Genomic DNA, 14,469 nt, shown 5'->3' on the forward strand with positions numbered 1-14,469 from the left:
TTCCTATTATTTACTTAAATTATCTTCAATTCCTTCTAAAGAGCTTTCTAAAAGAACTAAATTATTAGCATTTAAAATAGCGTAAGTGCTTAATTCTGAATTACTTACCACGCTAGAGCCCTTTAAATTGCGTGAGGACAAATATACATTTTTATTTGACTCTCCCAACACAAATAAAGATTTTTTACTTTCTAACCCTAAAGCCTTTAAAACAGAGATAAAATTCTTAGTATTTGGCGTTTCAAAATTGAAATCTTCTACTACAATAATATTCGATTCTTTAGCTTTAATTGAGAAAGCTGATTTTCTTGCCAAACGTTTCAAGTTTTTATTCAATTTGAATGAATAACTTCTTGGACGTGGCCCAAAAACAGTTCCACCACCTTTAAACAATGGATTTTTTGCACTACCCGCACGAGCAGTACCAGTTCCTTTTTGTTTTTTAATCTTACGAGTACTTCCTGCTACTTCAGCTCTTTCTTTAGCTTTGTGCGTTCCTTGTCTTTGATTGGCAAGATATTGCTTCACATCAAGGTATACTGCATGATTGTTTGGTTCTATTGCATATACTGCATCAGAAAGTTGAACTTTTCTGCCAGTATCTTTTCCGGTTTTATCTAAAACTTTTACTTCCATTACTTCTGAATGATTACATAAGAGTTTTTACATCCAGGAACACATCCTTTAATAACAAGCAGGTTCTTATCAGCCACTACTTTTAAAACTCTAAGATTTTGTACTTTTACATTATCTCCTCCCATTCTTCCTGCCATTCGCATTCCTTTGAATACTCTAGAAGGATAAGAAGAAGCTCCTACAGAACCCGGCGCTCTTAAACGGTTGTGTTGACCATGAGTTGCTTGTCCAACACCACCAAAACCGTGACGTTTTACAACTCCTTGAAAACCTTTCCCTTTAGAAACTCCTTGAACATCTACAAATTCTCCTTCAGTAAAAACATCAACTGTTAATACCTCTCCTAATTTGTACTCGTTTTCAAATTGGAATTCAACGACTTTTTTCTTAGCTACAGTTCCTGCTTTTTTAAAGTGACCTACGGCCGCTTGCGTGGAATGTTTCTCGTTTTTGTCATCGAAACCAAGTTGCAACGCTTCATACCCGTCGACCGCTTTGGTTCTGACTTGGGTAACAACACATGGCCCAGCTTCGATTACTGTACAAGGAATATTCTTCCCGTTTTCGTCGAAAATGCTAGTCATGCCGATTTTTCTACCAATTAACCCAGACATAATTATTATTTATTGATTATTAAAATTGTATTAAGATTAATGTATTAAGTATTAAGACTAATCTTATACTTAATACAAAGTTTCTATAACACTGGAAATTATACTTTAATTTCTACTTCAACACCGCTTGGCAACTCTAATTTCATTAGGGCATCGATAGTTTTTGAAGAAGAAGAGTAAATGTCGATTAATCTCTTATATGACATTACTTCAAATTGCTCTCTTGCTTTTTTATTAACGTGCGGAGAACGTAAAACGGTGAAAAGTTTTTTATGAGTAGGTAAAGGAATTGGTCCTGTTACTACTGCACCTGTACTTTTTACAGTTTTTACAATCTTTTCAGCAGACTTATCTACCAACATGTGATCGTAAGATTTTAATTTTATTCTGATTTTTTGACTCATTTTCTTTAGAATTAAGCGTTTCCTTTTGCTTTTTTGATAACTGCTTCCGAAATATTGGATGGTGTTTCTGCGTAATGTGAAAATTCCATTGTAGATGTTGCTCTACCAGAAGACAATGTTCTTAATGTTGTTACATATCCAAACATTTCTGATAACGGCACATCGGCTTTAATAGTTTTTGCACCAGCTCTATCACCCATGTCGTTTACCTGACCTCTACGACGGTTAATATCACCTACGATATCTCCCATGTTTTCTTCAGGTGTGATAACTTCCATTTTCATGATAGGTTCTAATATAATCGCTCCAGCAGCTTTAGCTACTTCTTTATACCCCATTCTTGCAGCTAATTCAAAAGAAAGCGCATCAGAATCTACAGGGTGAAAAGAACCGTCTGTTAAAGTTACTTTTAAACTATCTACTTGATATCCTGCTAAAGGACCAGTTTTCATAGCTTCACGGAAACCTTTTTCTACCGACGGAATGTATTCTTTAGGTACGTTACCACCTTTTACAGCATTTACGAATTGTAACCCAACAGGTACTTTTCCATCAACCTCATCAGCTGGTTCTAATGTAAATACGATATCACCAAATTTACCACGACCTCCTGATTGTTTTTTGTAAGTTTCTCTATGAGTTGCTGTTCTTGTAAAAGCTTCTTTATATTCTACCTGAGGCTCTCCTTGATTCACTTCCACTTTGAATTCTCTTTTCATTCTATCAACAAGAATATCTAAGTGTAACTCACCCATTCCTGAAATGATAGTTTGACCTGAAGCTTCGTCTGTTCTTACTGTAAATGTTGGATCTTCTTCAGCCAATTTAGCTAAAGCCATACCCATTTTATCTACGTCGGCTTTAGTTTTTGGTTCGATTGCGATACCAATTACCGGTGCCGGAAATTTCATTGACTCAAGAATAATTGGGTGTTTTTCATCACACAATGTATCTCCAGTTTTTATATCTTTAAATCCGACTGCTGCTCCAATATCTCCAGCTTCGATGTATTCGATTGGGTTTTGCTTGTTAGCATGCATTTGGTAAATACGAGAAATTCTTTCTTTATTACCTGAACGTGTATTTAAAACATAAGAACCTGCATCTAAACGTCCTGAATAAGCACGGAAGAAAGCTAAACGACCAACGAATGGATCAGTAGCAATCTTGAATGCTAAAGCAGCGAATGGCTCTTTAACATCTGGTTTACGCAATATTTTAGTTTGATCTTCTTCTAATAAATCTTGATCATCAGGATGAATCCCTTCGATACCTGATTTATCCATTGGAGAAGGTAAATATTTACATACCGCATCTAACATGAATTGCACCCCTTTATTTTTAAAGGATGAACCAGCAATCATAGGAATGATAGCCATATCCATTACCGCAGCTCTTAAGGCAATATTAATTTCCTCTTCAGTAATTGATTCTGGATCTTCCATGTACTTATCAAGCAGATTCTCATCATAATCAGCAACTGCTTCAATAAGAATATCTCTGTACTCTTTCACTTCATCAAGCATGTCAAAAGGAATAGGCACAATCTCGTAAGTTGCTCCCATACCTGCATCATCCCAAACGATAGCTTGATTTTTTACTAAATCAACCACACCTTTGAAATCATTTTCTTCTCCAATTGGCAAAGTGATTGCAACCGCGTTTGATTTTAACATATCTCTTACTTGTTGACATACCATCAAAAAGTTAGAACCTTGTCTGTCCATTTTATTAACGAATCCAATACGTGGCACTCTGTATTGATCAGCTAATCTCCAGTTAGTTTCTGATTGTGGCTCAACACCATCAACAGCACTAAATAAGAAAACCAAACCATCAAGTACACGCAAAGAACGGTTTACTTCAACTGTAAAGTCAACGTGTCCTGGGGTATCGATAATATTAAAGTGATAAGGTAATGTTTCAGGTAATAATTTACCTTGTGTTGTTGGAAAATTCCATTCACATGTTGTAGCAGCAGAAGTAATTGTAATACCTCTTTCTTGCTCTTGTGCCATCCAGTCCATTGTTGCAGCACCATCGTGTACTTCACCAATTTTGTGTGATTTTCCTGTGTAGAATAATATACGCTCTGTTGTTGTTGTTTTACCAGCATCAATGTGAGCAGCAATTCCTATGTTTCTTGTGTATTTAAGATCTCTAGCCATTTTTCAAAGAATTAAAATCTAAAGTGAGAGAATGCTTTGTTAGCTTCTGCCATTTTGTGAGTATCCATTCTTTTCTTAACCGCCGCTCCTTCTTCTTTAGCTGCTGCTAAAACTTCTGAAGCTAACTTTTGAGCCATTGATTTCTCATTTCTTCTTCTTGCATAAAGAATCATCCATTTCATCGCCATAGAAATTTTTCTATCTGGACGAATTTGCATCGGAATTTGAAATGTTGCTCCACCTACTCTACGACTACGTACTTCTACGTGTGGCATTACATTAGTAAGTGCATCTTTCCAAATTTCTACAGAAGATTTTTCTGCATCTTGTTTCTTAGCCTCTACGATGTCCATTGCATCATAAAAAACCGTGAAAGCTGTTGATTTTTTACCGTCCCACATCAAGTTGTTTACAAAACGTGTTACCAGCTGGTCATTAAACCTTGGGTCTGGTAAAAGTGGTCTTTTTTTTGCCGCTCTTTTTCTCATTTTTTTTGTTTTAGGAAAAGATTATAAGGTTTAGGAGGTTATTAAGGTTTAGCAAAAAACTAAACTTCTAAACTTCTAAACTCCCACACTTTTTCAAATTACTTTTTTGCTTCTTTAGGTCGTTTTGCTCCGTATTTAGATCTTCTTTGTGTTCTTCCTGCTACACCTGATGTATCAAGCGCACCACGCACAATATGGTATCTTACTCCTGGCAAATCTTTTACCCTTCCACCCCTAACTAATACTATCGAGTGCTCTTGTAGATTGTGTCCTTCTCCAGGTATGTAGGCATTTACTTCATTTCCATTAGTCAAACGCACACGCGCTACTTTACGCATTGCAGAGTTTGGTTTTTTTGGAGTAGTAGTGTAAACACGCGTACAAACACCTCTTCGCTGAGGACAAGAATCTAAAGCAACCGATTTACTCTTCTTAGTTATTTGAGTTCTTCCTGTTCTTACTAATTGTTGAATTGTTGGCATAATTAATACTAAAAATTACTTATATATTAAATTTCCCGCTTTTTACGGGGTTGCAAATGTAGTAATTATTTTTAATGAAACAAATCATAATTAATTAATTTTTTAACGAATTAAATATTTGTTTTTTAACGATATAGATAATCGTTATTTAAATAAATTTGAAGAAATAGAAATACTACATGTATTACCCATTTTACAATATTTTTTATTGAACATTTTTTATATTATTTGCCCTATTTTTGCGTTAGTTTTACAATAACTTTCAATAATTTTGAATAAAACAGCATTCTTTTATTTATTTTTTTGCTTTAGCTTGAATGCTTCTGCACAAAAACTATACTTAACCGTATCTGGAAATTCAGATGCAGAAAAGAAAACTATTGACTCTATTGGTTATATCCATCAACATGAAAATGCAAAATCAATTCTTGATGAAGAAACCCAACTTTCTGAAAAATTTACTCAAAACGGTTATATTGAAAATAAAATCGTCAACAATACTAAACAAAACGACAGCACTTTTTTATGTCGATTTAGTTTAGGAAAAAAAACAAATTATATACATATATATATAGGCAAAACTATTTCAATGCATTTTGCTTCACTTTTTGATTTAAAAAAAGATACTTTGATTATTCCATTTAATGAAATTGAGTTATTTTTAAAACAAACCTTGAACAAATTAGAGCGTAAAGGATTTGCGTTAGCCAAGCTAAAACTGATTAATATTAAAAAAATCAACAACTATCTTAGTGCTGAGTTAAATATTACATTTGAAAAACAGCGACAGCTTAACGATATTATTATTAGAGGTTATGATGCGTTTCCAAAAGGTCATCTTAAAAATACTAAACGGTCTTATAAAAATAAAACATTCAATCAAGAAAATCTAAAAAACATTTATTTCGATTTTGAACAGTATCGATTTGTAAAACAAATCAAATATCCTGAAATCCTTTTTGAAAAGGATTCTACAAAAATTTATGTCTATCTCGAAAAAGCGAAGTCGAATACATTTGATGGATTTATTGGATTTTCTAATGACAATTCAAATAAAGTCATATTAAATGGTTATTTAGATTTAAACTTAAACAATGCCTTAAATTCCGGAGAACAGTTTACTTTGTTTTGGAAAAGCGATGGTAATGACCAAAAAACTTTCAATACGTCTATAACACTACCATATATTTTTAAAAGTCCTTTTGGCTTAAAGGCTCAACTTAATATTTTTAGGCAAGACAGTACTTTTCAAAACACAAAAACAGCCATTGATTTGGGCTATTTTTTTAATTACAATACTCGAACCTATATTGGCTACCAGTCTACAGAATCAAGCGATATTCAAAACCAAAATAACTCAAGCATAAGCGATTATAGCAACACATTTGCGACAGGAAACTTTGAATATTCGGCGTTTAATCCCGAAGGGTCGGGAGATGATTTTTTGTTTCCTGAAAAAACAAGAATAAACATTAAGATTGGTATAGGCTCCAGAAATTCAAGTTTCAACACTAATAAACAAGTATTTACATCGATAGATTTAAAACATAATTTTTATTTGAATAGTAAAAATAGTATCGCCATTAAAAGTCAAAATTATTACTTAAAAAGCAATCAATACATCATTAATGAATTGTATCGATTTGGGGGCATCAATTCGATACGCGGATTTAATGAAAACAGCTTACAAGGAAATTTATTTACTTCACTTTTAACTGAATATCGATATACAATTAGCCCAAGCCTATATATACATTCTATAATTGATTATGGCTACTACAAAGATCAGACTAGCAATAGGAACGAAAATCTTCTAAGTCTAGGAATGGGCTTCGGAATTCTTACTAAAAACGGACTAATCAATTTGATTTATGCTAACGGAAGCACAAAAGAACAAACCATAAAAAGCTCCAACTCAATAGTTCATGTTAGTTTTAAAACAAATTTCTAAATAAAAGTGTTAAAACCGAATAAAAATTCTTTAAAATATTAGGAAACTTAACAAAAAATTAGGACTTTTGATTAACTAATTCAAAATAATCAAAAATGAAACTAAAGTTTAATGGATTTTTAACACTTCTTTTAGTGTTACTAACGCAAATTACATTTGCGCAAGACAGGACTGTATCCGGTGTTGTTACCGACGGAAGTGGACTACCAATTCCTGGGGTAAATGTCTTGGTAAAAGGGACGCAAACCGGAACGCAAACCGATTTTGACGGGAAATTTAAAATTACTGCTAGCCAAGGACAGAAACTTGTCTTTAGCTTTTTAGGCATGAAAACTCAAGAAGCATCCGCTTCCTCCACTACCTTAAATGTAAAGTTGCAAGATGATTCTGTGCAGCTAGAAGGTGTGGTAGTTACTGCCTTTGGTATTAAAAGAAATCCTAAAGATTTAGGATATTCGGTTAGTAGTATTAAAGCAGCTGAGTTAACGGAAAACTCTGAGCCAGATTTAATTCGTTCCATAAACGGAAAAGTAGCTGGGGTTAACGTAAATGTTTCTTCAGGTGTTGCTGGAGCAGCAAGTCAAATTACTATTAGAGGTGTCTCTACCTTTAATGGTGATACACAACCCTTAATTATCGTTGATGGGATTTCTTATGACAACTCTTCAGTTGAAACTTCAAGTCAAGTTACTGGTGGTGGTGGATACGAATCAGCTTTATCAAGTTTAGACCCAAATGATATTGCTTCTGTAAACGTACTTAAAAGTGCTGCAGCAGCAGCATTATATGGCTCGAGAGCTTCTAAAGGGGTAATCGTAATTACTACAAAATCAGGCTCTGGTAGTTTAAAGAAAGGAAAAAAACTTAGTGTAAACGTAGGTACTGGTACTTACTTTGAAAATATAGCAAATTTGCCTACGTATCAAAATACGTATGGCGCAGGAACTAATTTTAATATTGGAAACACAAACGGTTCTTGGGGACCTCGTTTTGATTCTTTAGCAACCATACCAACATGGCCAAATTTATTAGATGCATTTCCTGAACTTGGACCTACAGTTCCTTTTGTAGCCAAACCAAACAATGTAAAAGATTTGTTTAAAACTGGAGTGGTTCTAGACAATACGGTAGGACTTAATTATTCTGGTCAAGATGGAGGATTTAACGTAACCATTTCTGATTTAGCTCAAGATGGCTACATCCCTTTTAACACTTATGATAGAACCTCTATTTCTGTTGGGGGAAATTTTAAATTGGCAAATGGTTTAACTTTAGGTGGTAATATGAGTTATTCTGATACTAAACAGATTGGTGGTTTCTTTGGTGAAAATCAATTTGCAGGTGCTTCTTCCTCTTTTGCGAGAACTTTATTATTGGCTAGAAACTGGGATTTAAGTTTACCGTATGTAAACCCAAAAACTGGAGCATCAGTTATTCCTAATGCAGGATGGGATCATCCTTTATGGTCATGGGAAAATGACCAAATAATTACAAATACCACTCGAACTGTGGCAGGATTGAATATGAGTTATAAATTTACCGATAAAATTTCTGCATCATACAGAGTGGGATTTAATAGATATTCCTTAAGTAGAAGACAAATTCGTGATATTGGTTCTAGAGCTGATGGTGGTTTAGGATCATTAACAACCGATGATTTTATTAACGAAGATATAGAATCGACTTTGTTGTTTAATTTTGATTATAAATTATCCGATGATATTGGTTTTAGTGCAATACTAGGAAACAATGTTTTACAAAATAATAATTCTCGAATTGGTTTTTCAGGAAAACAATTTAATGTCCCAGATGTATTTACCTTGAGAAATACTTTAAACGTAGCTAGCTTAGTTGACGAAAAAGCACAAAATAGAAATGTGGGTGTTTTTGTCGATGCTACTTTTTCGTATAAAGAATTTTTATTTCTAAATGCAACTGCAAGAAATGACTGGAGTTCTACTTTACCAAAAAACAATAACTCCTACTTCTACCCATCAGTTAGTGCATCATTAATTGTAACCGATGCTCTTAATATTAAGAGTGATGTTTTAACTTTTGCAAAACTTAGAGGTGGATTCGCAAAAGTAGGTAGTGATGCTGCAGCTGAGTTTTTAAATCTTACTTTTAGATCGGGAGACGCCTTTAACAGCAATCCAGTAATTGGAAATAACACTGTTTTTTCAGACCCAAAAATCACACCTGAGTTTACTGAAGAGTTTGAGCTTGGTACTGATTTAGAGTTTTTTAGAAAGCGAATTGTCGTTGATTTGAGTGTTTATAAAAAAACAACAAGTGATTTAATAACTCCAATAACAACCGCAACAACAACAGGATTTGATACTTTTAACACAAATTCGGGAGCTGTTGAGAATAAAGGTATTGAACTAGGCTTGACTCTTGTTCCTATTAAAACAGACAACTTTAAATGGTCTCTTTTTACAACGTTTACAAGAAACATAAATAAAGTGACTGAAATAACAGCTGGATTAGAGCGATATGCATTAGACGCTAATGAAATAGGTTATGTACAAGTTGGTCAACCTTTTGGTGTTTTTTACGGAACAAGATTTGCAAGAGACGAGCAAGGCAATTACTTAATTAATGAATCTGGTGGAGGAATCATTCAAGATAGAACTCCTGGAATAATTGGAGACCCTAATGCCGATTTTAAAATGAGCTTTATGAATACGCTTTCCTACAAAGGCTTTAGTTTAAGAACACAGTTTGATTGGAAACAAGGTGGTGATATAAAATCATCAACCATAGAATCATTACTAGGGAGAGGTGTTACAAGAGATACTGAAGACAGAGAACGAACATTTATTATTCCTGGATTTTACGGAAACAATGACGGAACTCCTATTTTAGATGGTAATGGAAACAAAATTCCTAACACAACACAAATTAGTATGAATGAGCTTTATTTTTCTCCTGCAGGTGGAAACACTTTTGGGATTAATAGTACTGACGAAAGTGGCGTGTATGACGGAACTGTCTTCAGATTAAGAGAAATAAATTTAACCTACGATGTTCCTGCTAAATTATTAGAAAAAACACCTTTTGGACAAATTAGTTTTAGTCTTATAGGAAGTAATCTTTGGTATTTTGCACCAAATGTCCCTAGATATACTAATTTTGATCCTGAAACTACTAGTTATGGTTCTTCAACGTTACAAGGTATTGAAGTATCATCAGCACCAACAGCGAAGAGATATGGATTTAAACTTAATTTAACATTCTAAATAAATAAATATGAAACTTTTAAAAATAAAAAATAATAGTAGCATTTTTGCTGTATTATTATTAACAACACTTTTTCTGAGTTGTAGTGATTACTTAGATGTTGATACAGATACTGATAATCCTACTGTAGCACCATTAAATCAATTATTGACTAATATTGAAGTAGCAGTAAATAATATTGGTGACTTTGAAAACTACACAGGAAGCATCTTGCAAGTATATACACATCAAATGACCGTTAGAGAAGAGCAAGATCAATACGGCACTAGAGGCGATAATATTAATATGTTAAATGATTGGAATGCTACCTATTTGGCGTTAACAGATATTAACACATTAATAGCGCAGGCAACTGCAAGTAACAGCTCAATATATGTTGGTATTGCTCAAATGCAAAAAGCCTACTTATTGGCAAATGCAGTCGATTTGTGGGGAGATGTACCCTATTCAGAAGCTAATCAATTAGCAAGTGGTATATTAAGTCCAAAATTTGACAATCAGAAAGCAGTTTATGCAGCTGTTTTTGAATTAATTGAAACCGCTAAAGAAAACTTATCGAGTACTACTGACTTAGTTAAGCCAGGTAAAGATGATTTGTTTTACGGGGGAGATGCAGAAAAATGGATACGCTTTGCCAACACCTTTAAATTAAAATTATACAATCAATTGCGATTGACTTCAGATTTTGACCAAGTTGGATTTGATGCCTTAATTGCAGAGGATAATTTCTTCAAATCGAATGCTGATGATTTTGAATTTAAAAGATACAACAAACTAGCTCCTACCGATGAGAGAAATAGATTTTTCTTAGAGTCGTATAACAGTACTCAATTTACTACAAACATGAGTCCATGGTTTTACGAAATCTTAAAAGGAATGAATCCAAATATCCATAACGCTAATCCTGACCCTAGAATACCATATTACTTTTTTAATCAATTAAAGAAAGATGAGTTTCCACCAGACCAAGGAAATGAGGAAACTGGAGATCCTAAAGCTGACTATTGGGATGCCTCTACTGGATTTTTTACGATTCGTTTTGGTAGTATAGGTCCTAATAGAGATTTTTCAACAGAAAACTCAGGAACCTACCCTGGAATTTTTCCTTCAGGAGGAAGATATGATGATGGCAAAGGAGGAGTTGTTGACAAAATAATGGCAGGAGAAGCTGGTCAACCAACAGCTCCAACTGGTATTGCACCACATCGTATTTTAACGTATGATGAATTTTTGTACATTCAAGCAGAATTGATGCAGGTAGGGAAAATATCAGGAAATGTGGCTGATAAACTTGAAGAAGCGATGCAAGCAAGTTTTGCAAAAGTAGACCAAGTTGTTGCAAACAATGGTACTGACCAAGTTGTTCCAAAACTAGTAGGATCTGCTGGAGTTACTACCTTTATAGAAGGTATATTAACTGAGTTTAATGCAGGTGATGCTACAAAAAAGCTTGAAATCATAATGACACAAAAATGGGTGGCTACTTTTGGAGATCCAACAGACCAGTATACTGATTACAGAAGAACGGGTTTCCCAATATTAGCAAATCCAGATTCTAGTTCTAAAGAATACCAATTGGATAATGGCGATGGTTTTCCTATAATTGATTCGCAAACTGTGCTTAATAACGCTTTTCAACAGTCTCTTTTCTGGCCTCAAAGCGAATTAAACACAAATAAAAATGCTCCAAAACAAAAAGTACCTGGAGATTATAAAATATTTTGGGATAATTAATATAAATAAAATATTATGAAAAAAATTAAATTAATATTCACGATTTTAGCAATTTCCTTGCTAGTCACGTCTTGTGATAATGATGGCGGAGATTCTAAATTAGATTTAGAAGTTGGTGCAGTGCCAGATATCAATAAGATAGACGATACTGATAGCTTTATCAATTTACTGGCTTTAAATGATGGAGCAACTATCGATTTAGGGTTTACTATTAAAGTGGGCCAAGGCGAAATATCATCATTAAATGTAATTGGCTTTTATGTTAAAGGTAATGGTGACGTATATAGAGCAGTACTTGCAAGTAACTTAACGACTTTTCCAGCAACTTTTAATCTTTCTCAAAACGATTTATTTGAAGCTTTTGCAGAATTAAATTCAGCTAGCGATTTTGAAATAGGAGATAAGTTGATTGTAACTGCCGATATGCTATTAAAAGATGGAAAAGTTGTAAACATTTTAAATACAGATGGTAGCACCAATTACGGTCAAGATATTGCAAATTCTAAAAAATATACTGTAAGCCAAACTTTTAATGTGTCGTGTCCGTCAGAATTAGAGGGAACTTATAGTGTTTTAAGTTCTGGTTCCTCTACAGATACTGGCCCAACTCCTGATGAAAACCCAATTACAAACCATCTTTATACTGTTACAATTACAGCTAAAGGCGGTGGAGACTATACAATGTCTGATGGTTTTGGTGGTTTGTATTTATTATGGTATGATATATACGGTATAGATGGAGACAGCGCAGGTAGTTTTAGTGATGTTTGTAATGTAATTTCAGGAACGTTTTCAGAGCCATTCGGTACAGCAGTTACAGTTACAGGATCAGTTAATCCTGACGGTACTTTAACTATAGAATGGGTAAACGGCTATGGAGATACTGGAGTAGGAACTTATACAAAAAATTAAACTTTTTGCTTAAATTAAATTAAGGGCTAATCAATGATTAGCCCTTTTTTTATGTAGTTGTAATTTATAAAAAAATTAAGCGCCTTTGTTATATAAACCTAAAAATAAAAAGAAAATAGTTGTTTTTAAGCAAGCATTTTTAACTATTTTTACGCCATGGAAAAAGAACATTTAATTTTTGGAATTCGTGCCATAATAGAAGCTATTCAATCAGGTGCGGCAGTTGATAAAGTCTTTATACAAAAAGAAATATCTGGCGAGTTGATGAAGGATTTGATGAAAGTCATGAAACGAGCCAACGTCAATTTTTCTTATGTTCCTGTCGAAAAACTAAACCGTTTAACTCCAAATAACCATCAAGGTGCTGTAGCAAGTATTTCTCCAATTGGTTTTATAGAATTAGAGCATTTGGTCGATTCTACTTTAGCATCTGGAAAAGAACCCTTGTTTTTAATTTTAGATCAAATATCTGATGCTCGAAATTTTGGCGCTATAATTAGAACCGCAGAATGTACAGGTGTAAATGGAATAATTGTTCAAAAATCAGGTTCGGCACCCGTAAATGGAGATACAGTAAAAACTTCAGCCGGAGCGGTATTTAATGTGCCTATTTGTAAAGTAGAACATATAAAAGATGCCATATTCTATCTTCAAGGTTCAGGTATAAAAACGGTAGCTGCTACCGAAAAAACGGATCAAAACATTTATGATATTGATTTAAAAGAAGGTGTAGCCTTAATAATGGGAAGTGAAGAACGTGGTATTAATCCATCGGTACTTAAAATTGTTGATGAAAAAGCAAAACTTCCAATGTTTGGTTCAATTGGGTCGCTTAATGTTTCTGTTGCTTGTGGAGCCTTTCTATATGAAGCAGTAAGACAAAGAAGTTAAAATAAAATTACTCTCTCTTTTTTATTATATATTTATTTTCATGAGCATCATACTCTACATAATATTCTGAAGAGGTAGAATCAATACTTATCGGTAATTCCTCGACCAATTCGGGAATGGGCAAATTGACAAAATTTCCGTTTTCGTCAAATCGTTGCATGAATTTATCGTTTTCAGGGTTATAATTTGGATCTTCCCAATCATAACGAATTAATTTTTTGTAATCATTCGTTTTTAAAGTTAATGCGAAGGTAAAACCGGTAATTAATCCCGCGAGATGTCCTTCCCAAGAAATTCCTTCTTCTATATTCGGAAAAACATACCAAACCATACTACCGTAAACCAAAATAACCAATAAAGACAAAGCAACTAATCGGTAATATTTTGTTCTAATTCCTTTAAAAAAAATAAAACTAACCAATACATAAACTAATCCACTAGCGCCAATGTGGTAGGATTCTCGTCCAATAATCCAAGTTAAAAATCCAGACATTAAAATTCCGTAACCCAACACTCTATTTGACTGTTCTCTATAGAAGTATCGTAACGCGACTAGTAGAATTAGCAACGGAATAGAATTGTTATATAAGTGCTCTATATTTCCGTGAATAAATGGGCTAAAAAGTACTCCAAGTAAACCAACAAAAGTTCTTGGATAAATACCTAACTCTTCTATATCTAAATTAAATTTGATACCTGCCCAAAAAACAACCCAAAGCAATAGGACAAACAAAAAAGGGAGTGCAATAACTGATGTAGAGAATTTAAAATGATTTTCGCTCATTTGCTGTTTTAGTTTTGGAATTATCAACATCTAACATAAATCAAAAATACAACCAAAAAGATATTAAATGCTATTTTGTCATATTTGAGTAAAGAGATTATAGAATGAATACTTTAATTAGAATATCGTTAAATTTAGTAACCTCAAATAAAAACAGTAATT

The 14,469-nt window shown here is 33.6% G+C and carries 12 protein-coding genes; 5 read left to right on the top strand and 7 right to left on the bottom strand.

What is annotated here, in order from left to right:
- Positions 1 to 6: 6 nt before the first annotated feature.
- The 6 genes from rplD to rpsL all read right to left on the bottom strand — a co-directional run bounded on the left by rplD (position 7) and on the right by rpsL (position 4,792).
- On the bottom strand, positions 7 to 636 hold the full coding sequence (rplD, locus tag ACFQ0S_RS04245) for a 50S ribosomal protein L4 (RefSeq protein WP_379754319.1): 630 nt from the start codon (positions 634 to 636) through the stop codon (positions 7 to 9).
- Complete coding sequence (gene rplC / locus ACFQ0S_RS04250) at positions 636 to 1,250, bottom strand: 50S ribosomal protein L3 (protein WP_379754321.1); 615 nt, start codon at positions 1,248 to 1,250, stop codon at positions 636 to 638. Before rplC ends, rplD begins: the two co-directional genes overlap by 1 nt.
- A 98-nt stretch (positions 1,251 to 1,348) precedes the next feature.
- Positions 1,349 to 1,654 carry a 30S ribosomal protein S10 gene (gene rpsJ / locus ACFQ0S_RS04255; RefSeq protein ID WP_011963470.1) on the bottom strand — a complete coding sequence of 102 codons (306 nt, stop codon included), beginning with the start codon at positions 1,652 to 1,654 and terminating at the stop codon, positions 1,349 to 1,351.
- Between the two features lie 11 nt (positions 1,655 to 1,665).
- Positions 1,666 to 3,822, bottom strand: a complete 2,157-nt coding sequence (gene fusA, locus ACFQ0S_RS04260) for an elongation factor G (protein ID WP_379754323.1) — start codon at positions 3,820 to 3,822, stop codon at positions 1,666 to 1,668.
- An 11-nt stretch (positions 3,823 to 3,833) separates the two neighbouring features.
- Positions 3,834 to 4,310, bottom strand: coding sequence for a 30S ribosomal protein S7 (rpsG, locus tag ACFQ0S_RS04265; RefSeq protein ID WP_116725070.1), 477 nt, complete (start codon positions 4,308 to 4,310; stop codon positions 3,834 to 3,836).
- A 98-nt stretch (positions 4,311 to 4,408) separates the two neighbouring features.
- Positions 4,409 to 4,792, bottom strand: coding sequence for a 30S ribosomal protein S12 (gene rpsL, locus ACFQ0S_RS04270; protein ID WP_007136570.1), 384 nt, complete (start codon positions 4,790 to 4,792; stop codon positions 4,409 to 4,411).
- Positions 4,793 to 5,105: 313 nt separating this feature from the next.
- Between rpsL and ACFQ0S_RS04275 the strand changes: the two genes are divergently transcribed.
- The 5 genes from ACFQ0S_RS04275 to rlmB all read left to right on the top strand — a co-directional run bounded on the left by ACFQ0S_RS04275 (position 5,106) and on the right by rlmB (position 13,523).
- Positions 5,106 to 6,743: a hypothetical protein gene (locus ACFQ0S_RS04275; protein ID WP_379754327.1), complete on the top strand. Its 1,638-nt coding sequence runs from the start codon at positions 5,106 to 5,108 to the stop codon at positions 6,741 to 6,743.
- Positions 6,744 to 6,838: 95 nt separating this feature from the next.
- Positions 6,839 to 9,985 carry a SusC/RagA family TonB-linked outer membrane protein gene (locus ACFQ0S_RS04280; RefSeq protein WP_379754330.1) on the top strand — a complete coding sequence of 1,049 codons (3,147 nt, stop codon included), beginning with the start codon at positions 6,839 to 6,841 and terminating at the stop codon, positions 9,983 to 9,985.
- Positions 9,986 to 9,995: 10 nt separating this feature from the next.
- Positions 9,996 to 11,720, top strand: a complete 1,725-nt coding sequence (locus tag ACFQ0S_RS04285) for a SusD/RagB family nutrient-binding outer membrane lipoprotein (protein WP_379754333.1) — start codon at positions 9,996 to 9,998, stop codon at positions 11,718 to 11,720.
- Positions 11,721 to 11,735: 15 nt separating this feature from the next.
- The gene (locus ACFQ0S_RS04290; RefSeq protein WP_379754336.1) at positions 11,736 to 12,632 is read left to right on the top strand and encodes a hypothetical protein; all 897 of its coding nucleotides are present in this window, start codon (positions 11,736 to 11,738) and stop codon (positions 12,630 to 12,632) included.
- Between the two features lie 156 nt (positions 12,633 to 12,788).
- On the top strand, positions 12,789 to 13,523 hold the full coding sequence (rlmB, locus tag ACFQ0S_RS04295; protein WP_379754339.1) for a 23S rRNA (guanosine(2251)-2'-O)-methyltransferase RlmB: 735 nt from the start codon (positions 12,789 to 12,791) through the stop codon (positions 13,521 to 13,523).
- A gap of 7 nt (positions 13,524 to 13,530) precedes the next feature.
- Here rlmB and ACFQ0S_RS04300 read toward each other — a convergent pair whose 3' ends face one another.
- The gene (locus ACFQ0S_RS04300) at positions 13,531 to 14,307 is read right to left on the bottom strand and encodes a rhomboid family intramembrane serine protease (protein WP_379754342.1); all 777 of its coding nucleotides are present in this window, start codon (positions 14,305 to 14,307) and stop codon (positions 13,531 to 13,533) included.
- Positions 14,308 to 14,469: the final 162 nt, after the last annotated feature.

This window comes from Flavobacterium myungsuense (assembly GCF_042677265.1).
Taxonomy (GTDB): Bacteria; Bacteroidota; Bacteroidia; order Flavobacteriales; family Flavobacteriaceae; genus Flavobacterium; species Flavobacterium myungsuense.

Bases quoted from the DNA above. Each gene is read 5' to 3' on its own strand.
- rplD (WP_379754319.1), bottom strand. From the start codon at position 636: ATGGAAGTAAAAGTTTTAGATAAAACCGGAAAAGATACTGGCAGAAAA.
- rplC (WP_379754321.1), bottom strand. From the start codon at position 1,250: ATGTCTGGGTTAATTGGTAGAAAAATCGGCATGACTAGCATTTTCGAC.
- rpsJ (WP_011963470.1), bottom strand. From the start codon at position 1,654: ATGAGTCAAAAAATCAGAATAAAATTAAAATCTTACGATCACATGTTG.
- fusA (WP_379754323.1), bottom strand. From the start codon at position 3,822: ATGGCTAGAGATCTTAAATACACAAGAAACATAGGAATTGCTGCTCAC.
- rpsG (WP_116725070.1), bottom strand. From the start codon at position 4,310: ATGAGAAAAAGAGCGGCAAAAAAAAGACCACTTTTACCAGACCCAAGG.
- rpsL (WP_007136570.1), bottom strand. From the start codon at position 4,792: ATGCCAACAATTCAACAATTAGTAAGAACAGGAAGAACTCAAATAACT.
- ACFQ0S_RS04280 (WP_379754330.1), top strand. From the start codon at position 6,839: ATGAAACTAAAGTTTAATGGATTTTTAACACTTCTTTTAGTGTTACTA.
- ACFQ0S_RS04285 (WP_379754333.1), top strand. From the start codon at position 9,996: ATGAAACTTTTAAAAATAAAAAATAATAGTAGCATTTTTGCTGTATTA.
- ACFQ0S_RS04290 (WP_379754336.1), top strand. From the start codon at position 11,736: ATGAAAAAAATTAAATTAATATTCACGATTTTAGCAATTTCCTTGCTA.
- rlmB (WP_379754339.1), top strand. From the start codon at position 12,789: ATGGAAAAAGAACATTTAATTTTTGGAATTCGTGCCATAATAGAAGCT.
- ACFQ0S_RS04300 (WP_379754342.1), bottom strand. From the start codon at position 14,307: ATGAGCGAAAATCATTTTAAATTCTCTACATCAGTTATTGCACTCCCT.